The sequence below is a fragment of the Klebsiella sp. C283 genome (assembly GCF_048822555.1).
GTDB lineage: Bacteria > Pseudomonadota > Gammaproteobacteria > Enterobacterales > Enterobacteriaceae > Klebsiella > Klebsiella quasipneumoniae.
In genome coordinates this window covers 22,487-40,404 of record NZ_JBMEZS010000010.1, presented here as the reverse complement: position 1 = coordinate 40,404, position 17,918 = coordinate 22,487, and the positions used below count along the sequence as shown (strand labels likewise).

The following is a 17,918-nucleotide window of genomic DNA, read 5'->3' as shown; positions in this document are numbered from 1 at the left end:
GGCGCAAAGCCGCCCCTGCTGCATCAGGGCGTCAGCGCGGCGAGCTCTTCGTCGCTAAGCCCGGTGAGTTCCCGCACGATTTGACGTTCGAGGCCGCGCGCCAGCATTCTGGCGGCGATGCTGCGAGTGGCTTCCTGCTCGCCCTCCTGCTGCCCCTGTTTACGGCCTTTCTCTTCCAGCCATTCGGCAATGGTCATCATCAGCTCCTTATGTCTGGGCGACTGCGCCGCCAGCGCGCGGATCAGCGCCCCCGGATGTTCCGTGGTACCCGCCTGCAACATATAGCGCAGCAGCGTATTTAACTGCGCTTCTGTCAGATAGCCTTGCGTCATCAGCGCAATCAGCGGCACCTGCAGCTCGGCCAGATCGCGATGGCGGATATGCTTTTGCAACAGCTCCAGCATGGCCATACGCCGATGACGGACGATCTGATTATCTGGCATAACGGTGAGGTCCACCAGCGGAAAATCACCGCTATAGAGCGCCTTCGCCAGCGCCGGTTCGGCGAATAGCTGTTGCCAGTTGCGGAGCCAGGGCCAGGGGCTGACCTTGCCGTGATAAAACAGAATTGGCACCACCAGCGGCAGCGTGTCGTGGCCAGCGTCCAGATGACGCTGCATGGCGGCCAGCGCGTAGCGCAGCAGGCGAAACGCCATCAGCTTGTCCGGGGTACTCTGGTGCTCAATCAGCGCGTAAACATAGCCCGGTCCGTGGCGGGTGCGCAGTGAGTAAAGGATATCGGAATAGCTGGCGCGCAGGTCCTCTTCAACAAAGCTACCGGAGACCAGCTGCAGTGAATCCAGCTCGCAAATTGCCAGAAACGGCGCGGGCAGATACAGCTGCAGGAAATCCTTCGCCACCGCCTGATGCATCAGCATCTGGCGAAAAACCGCATCGTGCGGGGTTTGACTGACCTTTTCCATCAATATTGCCTCCATCGGCGTTATGCGCAGAGGAGCACTCTGCCAGCACGTCGTCGTGGGCAACATCTTACTTCTCCGGCGTTTGCGAGGCGCTTTCCGCGTTTTTTAACTTGTTTGCATAATCCCGCCTGACAATTTCCAGCGCGTCCAGCACCGTTTGCGCCGGGATCTGATGCGACTCCAGCAACATGATTAAATCGACGGCCAGTTTGACCTCATCGGGGGCATTTTCCAGCGACATCGGACTCTCCTGTTAGCGCGTCAGCCGCGCCAGTACGTTTTCAATCTTGTCCAGCGCCTGTCTACAGCGCGCCAGCCGTCCGCTGTAGACCTCGACTTCGCTGGCCAGCCGCTGCTGCTCGTCAAGGCTGGTAGCCTGCGTCAGCTGGCGCTGGCGTTGGTCGCGCATCGCCAGCAGGCGGCGCTCATACTCCTGATGCTGCAGGCGACGGCGCTGCCAGCGGCTCAGCGTTGGCGAGGCATGGTCCCAACTGCGCAGCGACCAGGTGGCGGTTTCGCGACGCAGCGCGGCGATTTGCGCCGCCAGCCGCTCGGCGATCCAGGCTACCTGCGGCAGCTGCTGGCGCTCGACGGCCTGGCGGAGCTGGCTGAAGTTGTGTTGGGCTTCCGCCAGATAGGCCTGCATCAGCGTGCTGCGGGTGTGGAAGAGCTGGCGGTCAAAGCGCGGGCTGAGGGTCGCGTGCTCCGCCAGCGGCGCCACCAGCGCGGCCAGCTCGCTGAGCTGATTGTTCAGCGTTTGTAAAAGTTGAGCTGTTTTCACCCACCCCCTCCATTTTCCATCAGCCAACTGTGCTACAGTAGCCGTATCTGTTGATAACGATTCGCATTATGCCACCTGTTATTTTAACCATTATCGGCTGGCTGGCGGTAGCGCTGGGTACGCTGGGCGTCTTCTTACCGTTGCTGCCGACGACGCCGTTTATTCTGCTCGCCGCCTGGTGCTTTGCCCGCTCATCGCCACGCTTTCACCAGTGGCTGCTGTATCGCTCATGGTTCGGCGGCTATCTTCGCCACTGGCAGCAGTACCGCGCCATGCCCCGCGGCGCCAAACCGCGCGCCATTGCCATGATCGTGGCGACTTTTGCTATTTCGCTGTGGCTGGTTAAGCTTACGTGGGTGCGCATCATGCTGTTGGTCATTCTGGCCTGTCTGCTGATCTTTATGTGGCGCATTCCGGTGGTTGACGCAAAGCAACAAAAGCACTGATGCGCAATAATGCCTGTTGCAATTGTTGCTGACAGCCAGTAAATTCTGGCGTTTTCGAGCGCGGGTAAGCCTGGTCAAAGGTTAAACAAATGTTTCTTTGGCCCCTTTTGCACGCCCGTGGGTAACACCGTTTCAATCAGGCATACACTTATGACCGCAACTGCACAGCAGCTTGAATATCTGAAGAACAGCATCCAGAGTATCGAGGATTATCCAAAACCTGGCATTCTTTTCCGCGATGTCACCAGTTTACTGGAAGACCCGAAAGCTTACGCGCTCAGCATTGAACTGCTGACCGAGCGCTACAAAGACGCGGGAATTACCAAAGTGGTAGGGACTGAGGCGCGTGGCTTCCTTTTCGGCGCACCGGTTGCGCTGGCGCTGGGCGTGGGCTTTGTTCCGGTACGCAAGCCGCGTAAGTTGCCGCGTGAAACCATCGCTGAGAGCTATGAGCTGGAGTACGGCACCGATCAGCTGGAGATCCACGTTGACGCCATCAAACCGGGCGACAAAGTGCTGGTGGTGGACGATCTGCTGGCGACCGGCGGAACCATCGACGCGACGGTCAAACTGATCCGCCGTCTCGGCGGCGAAGTACAGGATGCCGCTTTCATTATCAATCTCTTCGATCTGGGCGGCGAACAGCGCCTGGAGAAGCTGGGGGTCCACTGCTACAGTCTGGTGCCGTTCCCGGGCCACTAAGCAAATCCCTCCACATAGCCTCGCCGATCGGGCGGGGCTGTGATAGCATGACCCCTTCGTGATTTCACCTTCCAGCGTTTCAGAGCCAGCCCATGAGTTATCAGGTCTTAGCCCGTAAATGGCGCCCACAAACCTTTGCTGACGTCGTCGGCCAGGAACATGTGCTGACCGCACTGGCGAACGGCTTGTCGTTAGGGCGCATTCATCACGCTTATCTCTTTTCCGGTACCCGCGGTGTCGGTAAGACTTCCATCGCCCGCCTGCTGGCGAAAGGGTTAAACTGTGAAACCGGCATCACCGCCACCCCCTGCGGCGTGTGCGATAACTGCCGGGAAATAGAACAGGGGCGCTTTGTCGATCTGATTGAGATTGACGCCGCCTCGCGAACCAAAGTCGAAGATACTCGCGACCTGCTGGATAACGTCCAGTACGCGCCGGCCCGCGGCCGCTTTAAGGTCTATCTCATCGACGAAGTCCATATGCTGTCGCGCCACAGCTTCAACGCGTTATTAAAGACGCTGGAGGAGCCGCCGGCGCACGTCAAATTCCTGCTGGCGACGACGGATCCGCAGAAGCTGCCGGTGACGATCTTATCCCGCTGCCTGCAGTTCCACCTGAAGGCGCTGGACGTTGAACAGATCCGCCATCAGCTGGAGCATATTCTTGGCGAAGAGCAGATTGCCTTCGAGCCCCGCGCGCTGCAGCTTCTGTCGCGCGCCGCCGACGGCAGTCTGCGTGATGCATTAAGTCTGACCGATCAGGCTATTGCCAGTGGAGAAGGGCAACTGACGGCGGCGTCGGTGAGCGCCATGCTCGGCACCCTCGATGACGATCAGGCGCTGTCGCTGATTGAAGCCCTGGTCGCCGCCGATGGCGAGCGGGTCATGGCGGGCGTCAATGACGCCGCCGCGCGCGGCGTTGAATGGGAGGCGCTGCTGGTGGAGATGCAGAGCCTGCTGCACCGCATCGCCATGGTTCAGCTGTCCCCTTCGGCGCTGGGCGCCGACATGGCCGCGGTCGAAGTGCGAATGCGCGAACTGGCGCGCACCGTACCGCCGGGCGACGTTCAGCTCTACTACCAAACGCTGCTGATTGGCCGCAAAGAGCTGCCCTATACCCCGGACCGGCGGATGGGCGTCGAAATGACGCTGCTGCGCGCCCTGGCGTTTCATCCGCGTAAGCCGCTGCCCGAGCCGGAGGTGCAGCCGGCACTGGCCGCCGCGCCCGCGCCGCGCCAGCCGGTTTCCCCCGCAGCGACGCCGCCGCAGCCGTCGCAGAGTTTGCCGCCGACCACCAGCCAGGTGCTGGCGGCCCGCAGCCACCTGCAGCGCAGCCAGGGAGCAACCACCCCAAAAAAGAGTGAACCGGCAGCCGCTTCCCGCGCGCGGCCGGTGAATAACGCTGCGCTGGAGCGACTGAGTTCGATTACCGAGCGCGTCCAGGCTCGTCCGGCCGCGGCGGCGCTGGAGCAGGCCCCGGCGAAGAAAGAGGCCTATCGCTGGAAGGCGACGACGGTGGTTGAAGAGACCAAAGTCGAAGTCGCCACGCCTAAAGCGCTGAAAAAAGCGCTGGAGCATGAAAAAACGCCGGAGCTGGCGGCTAAACTTGCCGTTGAAGCGGTCGAGCGCGACAGCTGGGCGGCGGAAGTGAGCCAGCTGGCGGTACCGAAGCTGGTCGAGCAGGTGGCGCTCAACGCGTGGAAAGAGCAGGAGGGCAATCGCGTCTGTCTGCATCTGCGCCCCAGTCAGCGCCACCTCAATTCCGCCGGCGCGCAGCAAAAGCTGGCTGAAGCGCTGGGGGTGTTGTACGGTACGCCGGTTGAATTGACCATCGTGGAAGACGATAATCCCGCGATGCGCACGCCGCTGGAGTGGCGGCAGGCTATTTATGAAGAGAAGCTCGCGCAGGCGCGCGACGCGATTATTGCGGATAATAACATTCAGACCCTGCGTCGTTTCTTCGACGCCGATCTGGATGAAGAGAGTATCCGCCCCATTTGACTGCAAGTTTGACTTGCAGTCAGTACCTTTAATGATGACTGACTGAGAGAGAAGCCTATGTTTGGTGGAAAAGGCGGCCTGGGTAACCTGATGAAGCAGGCCCAGCAGATGCAAGACAAAATGCAGAAGATGCAGGAAGAGATCGCTCAGCTGGAAGTGACCGGCGAGTCCGGCGCGGGTCTGGTGAAAGTGACCATCAACGGCGCGCACAACTGCCGCCGCGTGGAGATCGACCCAAGCCTGCTGGAAGATGACAAAGAGATGCTGGAAGATCTGGTGGCTGCCGCGTTCAACGACGCCGCGCGCCGTATCGAAGAGACCCAGAAAGAGAAGATGGCTTCCGTCTCTGCCGGTATGCAGCTGCCGCCAGGCTTCAAGATGCCGTTCTGATGCAAACCAGCCCGCTGTTAACTCAGCTTATGGAAGCGCTGCGCTGTCTGCCGGGCGTCGGCCCTAAGTCCGCGCAGCGCATGGCGTTTACCCTGCTGCAGCGCGATCGCAGCGGCGGGATGCGTCTGGCGCAGGCGCTGACGCGCGCGATGTCGGAGATCGGCCACTGCGCCGATTGCCGCACCTTCACCGAGCAGGAGGTGTGCAATATCTGCAGCAACCCGCGTCGCCAGGAAAACGGCCAAATCTGCGTGGTGGAGAGTCCGGCGGACATCTACGCCATTGAGCAGACCGGGCAGTATTCCGGCCGCTACTTCGTGCTGATGGGGCACCTGTCGCCGCTCGACGGCATCGGGCCTGACGACATCGGGCTCGATCGCCTGGAACAACGGCTGGAGGCGGAGTCGATCACCGAGGTGATCCTTGCCACTAACCCGACCGTTGAGGGCGAGGCGACGGCCAACTACATCGCAGAGCTGTGCGCGCAGTATGGCGTCGACGCCAGCCGAATCGCCCACGGCGTGCCGGTGGGCGGCGAGCTGGAGATGGTCGACGGCACTACGCTGTCCCACTCGCTGGCCGGTCGCCACAAGATTACTTTCTGAACAAATGGAGGCGGCCATCGCCGCCTCCGCTTGAAAAATTTCCCCGCTGTCCCCATCTCCCACTCAACGGTTTTTTACCCATTTAAAATGGCATTGTTGAGGTTGAATCAGATGAAAGGACAAGAAACTCGTGGTTTTCAGTCAGAAGTAAAACAGCTTCTGCACCTGATGATCCATTCCCTCTATTCCAACAAAGAAATCTTTCTGCGTGAGCTGATTTCCAACGCCTCTGATGCGGCCGATAAGCTGCGTTTCCGCGCGCTGTCGCAGCCGGATTTGTATGAGGGAGACGGCGAGCTGCGCGTGCGGGTTTCGTTTGATAAAGACAACCGTACCCTGACCATCGCCGATAACGGTATCGGCATGAACCGGGAAGAGGTTATCGATCATCTCGGCACCATCGCCAAATCCGGCACCAAAGCGTTCCTGGAATCCATGGGTTCCGACCAGGCAAAAGATAGCCAGCTGATTGGCCAGTTCGGCGTCGGCTTCTATTCGGCCTTCATCGTGGCGGACAAAGTGACCGTGCGCACCCGTGCGGCAGGCGATAAACCTGAAAACGGCGTGTTCTGGGAATCCGCCGGCGAAGGGGAATATACCGTGGCCGACATCACCAAAGCCGATCGCGGGACCGAAATCACCCTGCATCTGCGCGAAGGTGAGGACGATTTCCTCAACGACTGGCGCGTGCGCTCCATCATCAGCAAGTATTCCGACCACATCGCGCTGCCGGTTGAGATTGAAAAACAGGAAGAGAAAGACGGCGAAACCGTTATCAGCTGGGAAAAAATCAACAAGGCGCAGGCCCTGTGGACCCGCAGCAAGTCTGAAGTTAACGACGACGAGTACAAAGAGTTCTACAAGCACATTGCCCATGACTACAGCGACCCGCTGACCTGGAGCCACAACCGCGTGGAAGGTAAGCAGGAGTACACCAGCCTGCTGTATATCCCGTCGCAGGCGCCGTGGGATATGTGGAACCGCGATCATAAACACGGCCTGAAGCTGTACGTCCAGCGCGTGTTCATTATGGACGACGCCGAGCAGTTTATGCCGAACTACCTGCGCTTCGTACGCGGCCTGATAGACTCCAACGATCTGCCGCTGAACGTCTCCCGTGAAATCCTGCAGGACAGCAGCGTGACCCGTAACCTGCGCACCGCGCTGACCAAACGCGCGCTGCAGATGCTGGATAAGCTGGCGAAAGACGACGCCGAAAAATATCAGACTTTCTGGAAACAGTTCGGCCTAGTGTTGAAAGAGGGCCCGGCGGAAGATCCGAGCAACCAGGAGGCGATCGCCAAACTGCTGCGCTTCGCGACCACCCATACCGACTCCTCCGCGCAGACCGTGTCGCTGGAAGAGTACGTCTCGCGTATGAAAGACGGTCAGGAGAAGATCTACTACATCACAGCCGACAGCTATGCGGCGGCGAAAAGCAGCCCACACCTCGAACTGCTGCGTAAGAAAGGGATCGAAGTGCTGCTGCTCTCCGATCGCATCGACGAGTGGATGATGAGCTACCTGACCGAATTCGACGGCAAAGCGTTCCAGTCTGTCGCTAAAGCCGACGAGTCGCTGGACAAACTGGCGGACGAAGTGGACGAGTCCACCAAAGAAGCCGAAAAAGCGCTGGAGCCGTTCGTTGAGCGTGTGAAAAACCTGCTTGGCGACCGGGTCAAAGAGGTGCGTCTGACCCATCGTCTGACCGACACCCCGGCGATTGTCACCACCGATGCCGACGAGATGAGCACCCAGATGGCGAAGCTGTTCGCGGCTGCGGGCCAGGCGGCGCCGGAAGTGAAATACATCTTCGAACTGAACCCGGCGCATCAGCTGGTGAAACGCGCAGCCGATACCCAGGATGACGCGCAGTTCGGCGAATGGGTGGAACTGCTGCTGGATCAGGCGCTGCTGGCCGAGCGCGGCACGCTGGAAGATCCGAACCAGTTTATCCGCCGTATGAACCAGCTGCTGGCTTCCTGACGCGAACCTGAACGAGTAGCCCGGCCGAGCGACGCGACGCCGGGAACGGTATAAATGCCCCGTCTGAGCGATTTGCTCCGGCGGGGCATTTCACATTGGATGGCATAAAATATCTCACCATTAACCGTTTCAGCCGCACCGCCTTCCTTGAGCCATCGCCGTTCTGGTGGTATGGTTTAGCGTTTTTGAAAAATTGAATCGACTTTTGAGGGGATTTTCGTAATGCGTATTATTCTGCTTGGCGCTCCGGGCGCGGGTAAAGGAACTCAGGCTCAGTTCATCATGGAGAAATACGGTATTCCGCAAATCTCCACCGGCGATATGCTGCGCGCTGCGGTAAAATCCGGCTCCGAGCTCGGTAAGCAAGCGAAAGACATCATGGACGCCGGCAAGCTGGTGACCGATGAGCTGGTTATCGCGCTGGTTAAAGAGCGTATCGCCCAGGAAGATTGCCGTAACGGCTTCCTGCTGGACGGCTTCCCGCGCACTATTCCGCAGGCTGACGCCATGAAAGAAGCGGGCATTACCGTTGATTACGTGCTGGAATTCGATGTGCCGGACGAACTGATTGTCGACCGCATCGTTGGCCGTCGCGTTCACGCGGCATCCGGTCGCGTATACCACATCAAATTTAATCCGCCGAAGGTGGAAGGCAAAGACGACGTGACCGGCGAAGAGCTGACCACCCGTAAAGACGACCAGGAAGAGACCGTGCGTAAGCGTCTGGTGGAATATCATCAGATGACGGCGCCGCTGATCGGCTACTACACCAAAGAAGCGCAGGCGGGCAACACCAAATACGCCAAAGTCGACGGCACCAAAGCGGTGGCTGACGTGCGCGCCGAACTGGAAAAAATCCTCGGCTGATAAAGCCTTTTCTCATCCTGCTGCGGCAGGATGAGAACTTCTCTCATTCCTACCTTTTGCTATGATTGGTTCCGTTTAGCGCCATTTCAGCTACAATTGGCTGCGATTCAAATGGTTAAGAGGCGGTAATGCATCAGACGAAAACAGGTATCTTGCTGGCCAATTTAGGCACTCCCGATGCGCCCACCCCCGGTGCGGTGAAGCGCTATCTGCGACAATTCCTCAGCGACAAACGGGTGGTGGATACGTCTCGTCTGCTATGGTGGCCGCTGCTGCGCGGCGTCATACTGCCGATTCGCTCTCCCCGCGTGGCTAAACTCTATCAGTCCGTCTGGATGGAAGAGGGGTCGCCGCTGATGGTATACAGCCGTCGCCAGCAGCAGGCGCTGGCCGCCAGACTGCCGGATACCCCGGTGGCGCTGGGCATGAGCTATGGATCGCCGTCGCTGGCCAGCGCGGTGGATGATTTACTGGCGCAGGGGGTGGGGCACATCGTAGTGCTGCCGCTGTATCCGCAATATTCCTGCTCGACGGTGGCTGCCGTCTGGGATGAGCTGGCGCGGATCCTCGCGAAGAAACGCGCCATTCCCGGTATCTCGTTTATTCGCGATTACGCCGGGCACCCGGACTATATCCATGCCCTGGCGGCCAGCGTGCGCGCCTCGTTTGCCGTTCATGGGGAACCGGATCTGCTGCTGCTCTCCTATCATGGGATCCCGCAGCGCTATGCCAATCAGGGGGATGATTATCCTCAGCGCTGTCGCGATACCACGCGGGAACTGGTCTCCGCGCTGGGGCTGCCGCCGGAGCGGGTGATGATGACCTTCCAGTCGCGCTTTGGTCGGGAACCCTGGCTGACGCCGTACACCGATGAGACGCTGAAGATGCTCGGCGAGAAAGGGACGAAGCATATTCAGGTGCTGTGCCCGGGGTTTGCCGCCGACTGTCTCGAAACGCTGGAAGAGATCGCCGTCCAGAACCGGGAAATATTCCTCGAAGCGGGCGGAAAGCAATATGAATACATTCCGGCGCTTAACGCGGACGCCGCGCATATTGAGATGATGGTCAACCTGACGGCGCCTTATCGCTGATCGCGCGCAGGGCGGGGAATATGCTACTATTTCCCGCTTGTTCCCTGTTATTTAAGCGCCACTATGAAATTTCCCGGTAAACGCAAATCCAAACACTATTTTCCCGTTAACGCCCGCGACCCGCTGCTGCAGCAAATTCAGCCGGAGAATGAATCCAGCGTCTCCTGGGTGGTGGGTATCGACCAGACGCTGGTGGATATCGAAGCGAAAGTGGATGAGTCGTTTATCGTGCGCTACGGCCTGAGCGCGGGCCACTCGCTGGTGATTGAAGATGACGTCGCCGAGGCGCTGTACCAGGAGCTGGTGCGCAATAATCTTATTACCCATCAGTTTGCCGGCGGCACGATCGGCAATACCATGCACAACTACTCGGTGCTGGCGGACGATCGCTCGGTGCTGCTTGGCGTCATGTGCAGCAATATCGAAATCGGCGGCTATGCCTATCGCTACCTGTGCAATACCTCCAGCCGTACCGATCTGAACTATCTGCAGGGCGTCGACGGCGCCATTGGCCGCTGCTTCACCCTGATCAGCGACAGCGGCGAGCGCACCTTCGCCATCAGCCCGGGTCATATGAACAAGCTGCGCCCGGAAAGCATTCCGGAAGCGGTGATCGCCGGCGCCTCGGCGCTGGTGCTGACCTCCTACCTGGTACGCTGCAAGCCGGGCGAGCCGATGCCGGACGCGACGATGAAAGCCATCGAGTATGCCAAAAAGCATGATGTGCCGGTGGTGTTAACTCTTGGAACCAAATACGTGATTGCCGATAACCCGGCGTGGTGGCAGCAGTTCCTGCAGGAGCATGTCTCGATTCTGGCGATGAATGAAGAGGAAGGGGAAGCACTGACCGGATTTGCCGATCCGCTGACGGCGGCGGATAAAGCGCTGGACTGGGTCGACCTGGTGCTGTGCACCGCCGGACCGGCGGGGCTGTATATGGCGGGCTTCACTGAAGAAGAGGCGAAGCGTAAGACCCAGCATCCGCTGCTGCCGGGGGCGATCCCGGAATTTAACCAGTTCGAATTCAGTCGCGCGATGCGTCACCAGGACTGCGTCAATCCGCTGCGGATTTATTCGCACATTGCGCCGTATATGGGCGGCCCGGAGAAGATCATGAACACCAACGGCGCAGGGGACGGCGCGCTGGCGGCGCTGCTGCATGACATCACCGCCAATAACTACCATCGCAATAACGTCCCCAACTCCAGCAAACACAAATGCAAATGGCTGACCTACTCCTCGTTGGCGCAGGTGTGTAAATATGCCAACCGCGTGAGCTATCAGGTGCTGAACCAGCACTCGCCGCGCTTAACCCGCGGCCTGCCGGAACGTGAGGACAGCCTGGAAGAGGCGTACTGGGATCGGTAAGCGAGTCCCTCTCCCGACGGGAGAGGGCAGAACATCAGCCGGTGACCACTTCACCGGCGGGTGGCGTTTCCAGAAGCTGCAGCATGGCGCGGGCAATTTCCCGCTCGCCCATCACCACCTGATTGGCCCCACGGTCGATAATGTAATCCACTTCGTCATCATAATGGGCGCGGGCGATAATCTCGATATGCGGACATTTTTCCCGTGCGGAAGCGACAATCTCGCCGGCCTCATAGCCGTTGGGAATGGTCAGCAGCAGCCAGCGGGCGCAGTCGAGATGCGCCAGCTCCATGATCTCTTCATTGGCGGCATTGCCCAGCACCGCGCTGATCCCGCGCTCGCGTAGCTCATCCACGCGGGTGCGCGAGGTTTCAACCACCACCAGCGGGATCCCCTGGGCCATCAGCTTCTCGCCCAGCAGGCTGCCGACGCGGCCGAAACCGACCAGCAGCGCGTGGTTGCAGATATCGACCGGCACCTGCTTCTCGTCTTCCAGCACCTCTTCCAGGGTCTGCTCGTCGAGGGTTTCGGTTTTATCGAGATATTTCTCCAGCAGAGTGAACAGTACCGGGTTGAGCATAATCGAGATGATCGCTCCGGCCAGCACCAGGTTTTGCCCGGCCTGCGGCAGCAGGTTAAGCGCCATCCCCAGGCCGGCGAGAATAAAGGCAAATTCACCAATCTGCGCCAGGCTGGCGGCAATGGTCAGTGCGGTACGCGGCGAGTGGCCAAACATACGCACGAGGAAAAAGGCGGCTGCGGATTTACCAAAGATAATGATCGCCAGCGTCGCCAGCACCGCCAGCGGCTGCTGGACCAGCACCATCGGGTCAAACAGCATGCCGACGGAGACAAAGAACAGCACCGCGAAGGCGTCGCGCAGCGGCAGGGTGTCATGAGCGGCACGGTGGCTCAGCTCGGATTCGTTAAGCACCATGCCGGCAAAGAAGGCGCCGAGGGCGAAGGAGACATCAAACAGCTCCACGGCGCCGAAGGCGATGCCCAGCGCCAGGGCCAGCACCGACAGGGTGAACAGCTCGCGCGAGCCGGTGGCCGCGCTGCGCGACATGATCCACGGCACCAGCCGCCGGCCGACCAGCATCATGATGGCGATAAAGGCCACCACTTTGCCAATGGTGATCCCGAGGTCGAGGGCCAGGGAAGCGAAGCCGAGGTTGCCTTTCTCCGCCATACCGGCCACCGCCGGCAGCAGGACCAGCGTCAGGACCATCACCAGGTCTTCCACAATCAGCCAGCCGATGGCGATCTGCCCGCGCTGACTGTCAATCAGCTGTCGTTCCTCCAGGGCGCGCAGCAGCACCACGGTACTGGCGGTGGAGAGGCACAGACCAAAGACGATGCCGGTCATCAGCGACCAGCCAAGGGCGGCGGAGAGCGCCATACCCAACAGCGTCGCCACGGCTATCTGGGCGATGGCCCCGGGAATGGCGATCGACTTTACCGCCATCAGATCCTTGAGGGAGAAATGCAGGCCGACGCCGAACATCAGCAGGATCACGCCGAGCTCCGCCAGTTCCGGAGCCAGTTTGGTGTCAGCAACAAAGCCAGGGGTGAAAGGTCCGGACAGCACGCCCGCTAAGAGATATCCCACCAGAGGAGAAATACGTAGCTTATTGGCAATCATGCCGAGAATAAAGGCGAGCACGAGGCCGCCGACAATGGTGGTGATTAGCGGTGTTGCGTGGTGCATTCCGTCTCCTTTCCAGTGGTGAATCGGTCCATTTTCTACCCTGTCCGCGTAATAGTTTATGACAAAAACGTTCACTTTGTTTATGAATAATTCTTGAATTGTGCAAAAAAATGCAATTAGGGGATAAAAAGGCACAGAAGGGAAAATCGAGGTAGGAATGCGCGCATCAGGCCGATGGCGCAAGGGGTAACGGCGGCCAGCGTTACACTTTGGCCGCCGGTTAATCAGGCTTTTTGCCGGTTATCAGGAAGAAATATCGTCAGGAATCCCAGCAGCGGCAGGAAGGCGCAGATTTTGTACACCAGGTCGATGCTAGTATGGTCCGCCAGCAGGCCCAGGACCGCGGCGCCAAGACCGCCCATACCAAAGGCGAAGCCGAAAAACAGGCCAGAAACCATGCCGATACGTCCCGGCAGCAGCTCCTGGGCATAGACCAGGATAGCGGAGAAGGCCGAGGCGAGGATAAAACCAATGATCACCGTTAAAATTCCGGTCCATTCCAGGCTGGCATAGGGTAAAACAAGGGTGAAAGGCGCCACGCCGAGGATAGAGCCCCAAATAACATATTTTCGTCCAATCTTATCGCCAACGGGCCCGCCAATCACCGTCCCGGCGGCCACCGCGAACAGGAAGGCAAACAGGTGCAGCTGGGCATTTTGCACCGATAAGCCGAACTTATGCATCAGATAAAAGGTGTAATAGCTGCTGATGCTCGCCATATAGAAGTATTTCGAGAAAATCAGCATCAGCAGAATACCTACCGCCAGAATCACCTTATTGCGCGGCAGCGGATTGACGATCGCCGGCTTCGGTTTGCCCTTATTCATCCGGTGCTGCGCGGCGTACCAGCGGCTGATTTGCGACAGCACGACGATAGCCAGCAGGGCGGCCAGCACGAACCAGGCGACGTTGCCTTTACCATACGGGGCGATGATCACCGCCGCCAGCAGCGGGCCAAGCGAACTGCCGAAGTTGCCGCCGACCTGGAACAGCGACTGGGCCAGGCCGTGACGGCCGCCGGAGGCCATCCGTGCCACGCGGGATGATTCCGGATGGAAAACCGAGGAGCCGGTACCCACCAGCGCGGCGGCCAGCAGCACCATACCGAAGCTACCGGCCAGCGCCAGCAGGATCAAACCGCAGAGGGTAAAGCACATGCCCACCGGCAGCGACCACGGCATCGATCGTTTATCGGTGATGTAGCCAATCACCGGCTGGAACAGCGATGAGGTGAGCTGGAAGGTGAGGGTGATCATCCCAATCTGCACGAAGGTAAGGGAGAACTCGGCTTGCAGCAGCGGGTAGATAGCGAGTATGAGCGACTGGATCATATCGTTAAGCAAATGGGACAGGCTGATCGCGCCTAAGATGCCAAACGAGGTGCGCGCTTTTTGCGGCGGCGCGTCGGTACTGGGTAAGGTCTGAGCGGATTGGTTGGTTGTCATAGGTTCACTTCAGCGAGTTCGATTTGTTGTAGAGAATGCAGGTTGTTACCCTAAATAATTCGAGTTGCAGGCAGGCGGCGACGCAGCGAATCCCCAGGAGCTTACTCTCGTAAGTGACTGGGGTGAGCGAGGACAAATTCGTCAGGAACGAATTTGAACGCAGTTCACTGCGCCCGTAAGGGCGAGGCCCAGGGATGGGCCGAGTTATTGCCAACGCACATGCAACTTGAAGTATGACGGGTAGAATTATTATCCGACTAACATACCTGTTGATAAGGTTTGAAGGAAGTCGCAATTCTGAAAACATATTTGTCAACGCGGCTAACTCGCTATACTTTCGGCACTTGGGATTAAGTCAGGGAGTGAAGCATGCATTATTTCAAACACAGCGTGGCGCTGGCGTTATTCGCCGCTTTATCGCTGGGCAGCCTGTCCGCGCAGGCCTATGAGCAGGATAAAACCTATAAAATTACCATCCTGCACACCAACGATCACCACGGCCATTTCTGGCGCAATGACTACGGCGAATATGGCCTGGCGGCGCAAAAAACGCTGGTGGACGGTATTCGTAAAGAGGTGGCGGCCGAAGGCGGTAGCGTTCTGCTGCTGTCCGGCGGGGATATCAATACCGGGGTGCCGGAGTCTGATTTACAGGATGCAGAGCCCGATTTTCGCGGCATGAACTTGATCGGCTACGACGCGATGGCGGTGGGGAACCATGAGTTTGATAATCCGCTGAGCGTGCTGCGCCAGCAGGAAAAGTGGGCGAAGTTTCCGTTCCTGTCGGCCAATATTTATCAGAAAAGCACCGGCGAACGGCTGTTCAAACCCTGGGCGCTGTTTAAACGCGGCGGGTTAAAAATCGCGGTAATTGGCTTAACCACTGACGATACGGCCAAGATTGGCAATCCGGAATATTTCACCGATATCGAATTCCGCAAACCGGCGGAAGAGGCGAAGCTGGTGATCCAGGAGCTGCAGCAGAATGAAAAGCCGGACGTGATCCTGGCCACCACCCATATGGGCCACTATGACAACGGCAACCACGGGTCTAACGCGCCGGGGGATGTCGAGATGGCACGCAGTTTACCCGCGGGCTCGCTGGCGTTGATCGTCGGCGGTCACTCGCAGGATCCGGTGTGCATGGCGTCGGAAAATAAAAAACAGGTCGACTATGTGCCGGGGACGCCGTGCGCCCCGGATCGTCAGAACGGTATCTGGATCGTCCAGGCGCATGAGTGGGGCAAATACGTCGGCCGCGCCGATTTTGAGTTCCGCAACGGTGAGATGAAGCTGGTGCACTATCAGCTGATCCCGGTCAACCTGAAGAAAAAAGTGACATACGATAACGGCCAAAGCGAGCGGGTGCTGTATACGCCGCAGATCGCGGAGAACCCGCAGATGATGTCGCTGCTGACGCCGTTCCAGAACAAAGGTAAGGCGCAACTGCAGGTCAAGATCGGCAGCGTGAATGGTCATCTGGAGGGCGATCGCAGTAAAGTGCGCTTCGTACAGACCAATATGGGCCACCTGCTGCTGGCGGCGCAGATGGCGCGCAGTAACGCGGATTTCGCGGTGATGAGCGGCGGCGGGATCCGCGACTCCATCGAGGCGGGCGATATCACCTACAAGGATGTGATGAAGGTCCAGCCGTTCGGCAATGTGCTGACCTATGTCGATATGAGCGGCAAAGAGGTGGTGGATTACCTGACCGCCGTCGCGCAGATGAAGCCGGATTCCGGCGCCTATCCGCAGTTTGCGAACGTCAGCTTTGTGGCCAAAGACGGCAAGTTGAACGATCTGAAAATCAAAGGCGAACCGGTGGATCCGGCGAAGACCTACAGGATGGCGACGCTGAGCTTTAACGCCACCGGCGGCGATGGCTATCCGAACATCGCCGATAAACCCGGGTATGTGAATACCGGCTTTATCGATGCCGAAGTGCTGAAAGAGTATATCGAGAAGAACTCGCCGCTGGATGCCGCCGCCTATGAGCCGAAAGGCGAGGTGAGCTGGCAGTAACCCTGAGGGGAAGCCCGGATAAAGCGCGCTGCGTCGCTATCCGGGCGCTTTCCCGGTGGCGCTGCGCTCACCGGGCACGGGGCGCGTCATCAATCGCGGCGGGCGATATCGGCGAACTTCGCATCCAGCAGCTGCGCCAGATCGCTGGCCGCCAGCTCAATATCCAGCCCGCGTTTGCCGCCGGAAATGTAAATGGTGGCAAATTCCTGCGCCGGGGCGTCAATCACCGTCGGCAGGCGCTTCTTCTGCCCCAGCGGACTGATACCGCCCACCAGATAGCCGGTGATACGCTGCGCCACCATCGGGTCGGCCATGTCGACTTTCTTGGCGCCCAGCGCTTTCGCCACTTTCTTCAAATCCAGCTGCCCGGCGACCGGGGTGACGGCGACCGCCAGATGCTTCATATCGCCATTTACGGCGACCAGCAGGGTCTTGTAAACCTGGTCGGCATTGAGGCCGAGCTTGCGCACCACTTCATCACCGAAGTTGGTCTCATTGGGATCGTGATCGTAACTGTGGATCTGAAAGGGGATTTTGTTTTTTTCGAGTAATTTAACGGCGGGAGTCATAGCTATCCTTCTTACCAACCGGTTTTGCGTGACGTCAGAATACGCCCGCAGGTTGTCTAAAAAATAGTACCATCTTGCGCAATAGTGTTGGCAGTGATGGTCACTTTGAGCGACAATCAGACGATCCGGGATGCAAATCCCGGGATAATAATAATGATGAAATTCCTCTTTGACGGGCCAATAGCAATATTGGCCATTTTTTTATGTCAGCATATCCGGCAGATTCCCTTCGCCATACAGATGCAGCGCGCCGACGGCGACCACGTAGCGCCCCGGCGGCAGGGCCAGCAGCGTCTCGCGCCAGGCGAGATTGCGCTGGTGCATCAGCACATCATATAAAGACTGGCTGAAGGTCGTCGGCAGCGATACCGCGCCGCGCGACGGCGGTTGCTCCAGCCACCAGCCGATCATGACCTGCAGTAAACGGGCGTTGGTGCGCCAGTGGGTCAGCGTATCCTCCAGCAGCGCCATTCCGCCATCGGGCAGGTCGCGCAGCAGCGCGATCTGGCTGTCGGCGCCTTCCAGCTCCATCACCGCTATGTTGCTCTCGCGGGCGGCCATCAGCAACTGATAATCGATACCGTAATCCGGCCGCAGCCCCAGCTTCTGCGCCTGGGTGGCCTGCAGAACCATCGCCACCTGCCACAGCGGCTGGCTGTCGAATAGCGCGACCGACAGGCCGAGTTCACCGGCTCGCGTCTGTAGCTCGCTCAGCTGCGCGTCGCTCAGGCGCTCCGCCAGCGGCGGATAAGCGGGGAGATGGCTAAACGGGGTTTCATTGCCGCTGATATCGGCCTCGACGATTAACGCATCGGCCTGGCGTATTTTTTTCAGCAGCTTCGCTGGCGGCGGCGCCATATCGCGGGTGCCCATATGGATGCTGCCGACGAGGTGCAGATAGCGTTCGCCGGGCAGGACGATATCCATCGCAGGCCAGGAATAAGACGAGCCGACGGCGGCTCGCCACAGCATTTTTATCCGGTTTAACAGGCCCATACGCGCTCCGAAGTGT

General features: G+C 59.0%; 17 protein-coding genes and 1 other annotated feature. Of the genes, 10 read left to right on the top strand and 7 right to left on the bottom strand.

Annotated features, from left to right (window positions below; translation table 11 throughout):
- Positions 1-23: 23 nt before the first annotated feature.
- The 3 genes from ACOI7Z_RS19605 to priC form a co-directional block, all read right to left on the bottom strand.
- Complete coding sequence (locus ACOI7Z_RS19605; RefSeq protein ID WP_087849728.1) at positions 24-923, bottom strand: Rpn family recombination-promoting nuclease/putative transposase; 900 nt, start codon at positions 921-923, stop codon at positions 24-26.
- A 67-nt stretch (positions 924-990) separates the two neighbouring features.
- Positions 991-1,164, bottom strand: a complete 174-nt coding sequence (gene rsmS / locus ACOI7Z_RS19600; RefSeq protein WP_086075279.1) for a pleiotropic regulatory protein RsmS — start codon at positions 1,162-1,164, stop codon at positions 991-993.
- 12 nt (positions 1,165-1,176) lie between these two features.
- Positions 1,177-1,704, bottom strand: a complete 528-nt coding sequence (priC, locus tag ACOI7Z_RS19595; protein WP_048296890.1) for a primosomal replication protein N'' — start codon at positions 1,702-1,704, stop codon at positions 1,177-1,179.
- A 68-nt stretch (positions 1,705-1,772) separates the two neighbouring features.
- On the opposite strand from priC, the gene ACOI7Z_RS19590 reads away from it, so the two are divergent.
- The 9 genes from ACOI7Z_RS19590 (at position 1,773) to ACOI7Z_RS19550 (ending at position 11,159) form a co-directional block, all read left to right on the top strand.
- The gene (locus ACOI7Z_RS19590; RefSeq protein WP_004204740.1) at positions 1,773-2,150 is read left to right on the top strand and encodes a DUF454 family protein; all 378 of its coding nucleotides are present in this window, start codon (positions 1,773-1,775) and stop codon (positions 2,148-2,150) included.
- 150 nt (positions 2,151-2,300) lie between these two features.
- The gene (gene apt, locus ACOI7Z_RS19585) at positions 2,301-2,852 is read left to right on the top strand and encodes an adenine phosphoribosyltransferase (protein WP_023288650.1); all 552 of its coding nucleotides are present in this window, start codon (positions 2,301-2,303) and stop codon (positions 2,850-2,852) included.
- 92 nt (positions 2,853-2,944) lie between these two features.
- Positions 2,945-4,852 carry a DNA polymerase III subunit gamma/tau gene (dnaX, locus tag ACOI7Z_RS19580; protein WP_087849729.1) on the top strand — a complete coding sequence of 636 codons (1,908 nt, stop codon included), beginning with the start codon at positions 2,945-2,947 and terminating at the stop codon, positions 4,850-4,852.
- Positions 4,185-4,249: a sequence feature (DnaX frameshifting element), on the top strand. (Overlaps the previous gene by 65 nt.)
- A 57-nt stretch (positions 4,853-4,909) precedes the next feature.
- Positions 4,910-5,242, top strand: a complete 333-nt coding sequence (locus ACOI7Z_RS19575) for a YbaB/EbfC family nucleoid-associated protein (protein ID WP_008805448.1) — start codon at positions 4,910-4,912, stop codon at positions 5,240-5,242.
- Entirely contained in the window at positions 5,242-5,847 is a 606-nt protein-coding gene (gene recR / locus ACOI7Z_RS19570; RefSeq protein ID WP_002892177.1) for a recombination mediator RecR, read from the top strand. Before ACOI7Z_RS19575 ends, recR begins: the two co-directional genes overlap by 1 nt.
- Before the next feature lie 111 nt (positions 5,848-5,958).
- A complete protein-coding gene (gene htpG, locus ACOI7Z_RS19565; protein ID WP_023288652.1) occupies positions 5,959-7,833 on the top strand; it encodes a molecular chaperone HtpG in 1,875 nt (624 codons plus the stop codon).
- 222 nt (positions 7,834-8,055) lie between these two features.
- Entirely contained in the window at positions 8,056-8,700 is a 645-nt protein-coding gene (gene adk / locus ACOI7Z_RS19560; protein WP_002892184.1) for an adenylate kinase, read from the top strand.
- Between the two features lie 128 nt (positions 8,701-8,828).
- The gene (gene hemH, locus ACOI7Z_RS19555; protein ID WP_023288653.1) at positions 8,829-9,791 is read left to right on the top strand and encodes a ferrochelatase; all 963 of its coding nucleotides are present in this window, start codon (positions 8,829-8,831) and stop codon (positions 9,789-9,791) included.
- A gap of 63 nt (positions 9,792-9,854) precedes the next feature.
- The gene (locus tag ACOI7Z_RS19550; RefSeq protein ID WP_087849730.1) at positions 9,855-11,159 is read left to right on the top strand and encodes an inosine/guanosine kinase; all 1,305 of its coding nucleotides are present in this window, start codon (positions 9,855-9,857) and stop codon (positions 11,157-11,159) included.
- Between the two features lie 34 nt (positions 11,160-11,193).
- On the opposite strand, the gene ybaL is transcribed toward ACOI7Z_RS19550, so the two are convergent.
- Positions 11,194-12,870 (bottom strand): YbaL family putative K(+) efflux transporter, encoded by a 1,677-nt coding sequence (gene ybaL, locus ACOI7Z_RS19545; RefSeq protein WP_023288655.1) that lies wholly within the window; start codon positions 12,868-12,870, stop codon positions 11,194-11,196.
- Positions 12,871-13,094: 224 nt separating this feature from the next.
- A complete protein-coding gene (locus ACOI7Z_RS19540) occupies positions 13,095-14,315 on the bottom strand; it encodes an MFS transporter (RefSeq protein ID WP_023288656.1) in 1,221 nt (406 codons plus the stop codon).
- A gap of 369 nt (positions 14,316-14,684) precedes the next feature.
- Between ACOI7Z_RS19540 and ushA the strand changes: the two genes are divergently transcribed.
- Positions 14,685-16,337 carry a bifunctional UDP-sugar hydrolase/5'-nucleotidase UshA gene (ushA, locus tag ACOI7Z_RS19535; RefSeq protein WP_087849731.1) on the top strand — a complete coding sequence of 551 codons (1,653 nt, stop codon included), beginning with the start codon at positions 14,685-14,687 and terminating at the stop codon, positions 16,335-16,337.
- A gap of 89 nt (positions 16,338-16,426) precedes the next feature.
- Here ushA and ybaK read toward each other — a convergent pair whose 3' ends face one another.
- Positions 16,427-16,906 (bottom strand): Cys-tRNA(Pro)/Cys-tRNA(Cys) deacylase YbaK, encoded by a 480-nt coding sequence (gene ybaK / locus ACOI7Z_RS19530; RefSeq protein ID WP_004204728.1) that lies wholly within the window; start codon positions 16,904-16,906, stop codon positions 16,427-16,429.
- Between the two features lie 201 nt (positions 16,907-17,107).
- On the bottom strand, positions 17,108-17,902 hold the full coding sequence (locus ACOI7Z_RS19525; RefSeq protein WP_023288658.1) for a TraB/GumN family protein: 795 nt from the start codon (positions 17,900-17,902) through the stop codon (positions 17,108-17,110).
- Between the last annotated feature and the right edge of the window lie 16 nt (positions 17,903-17,918).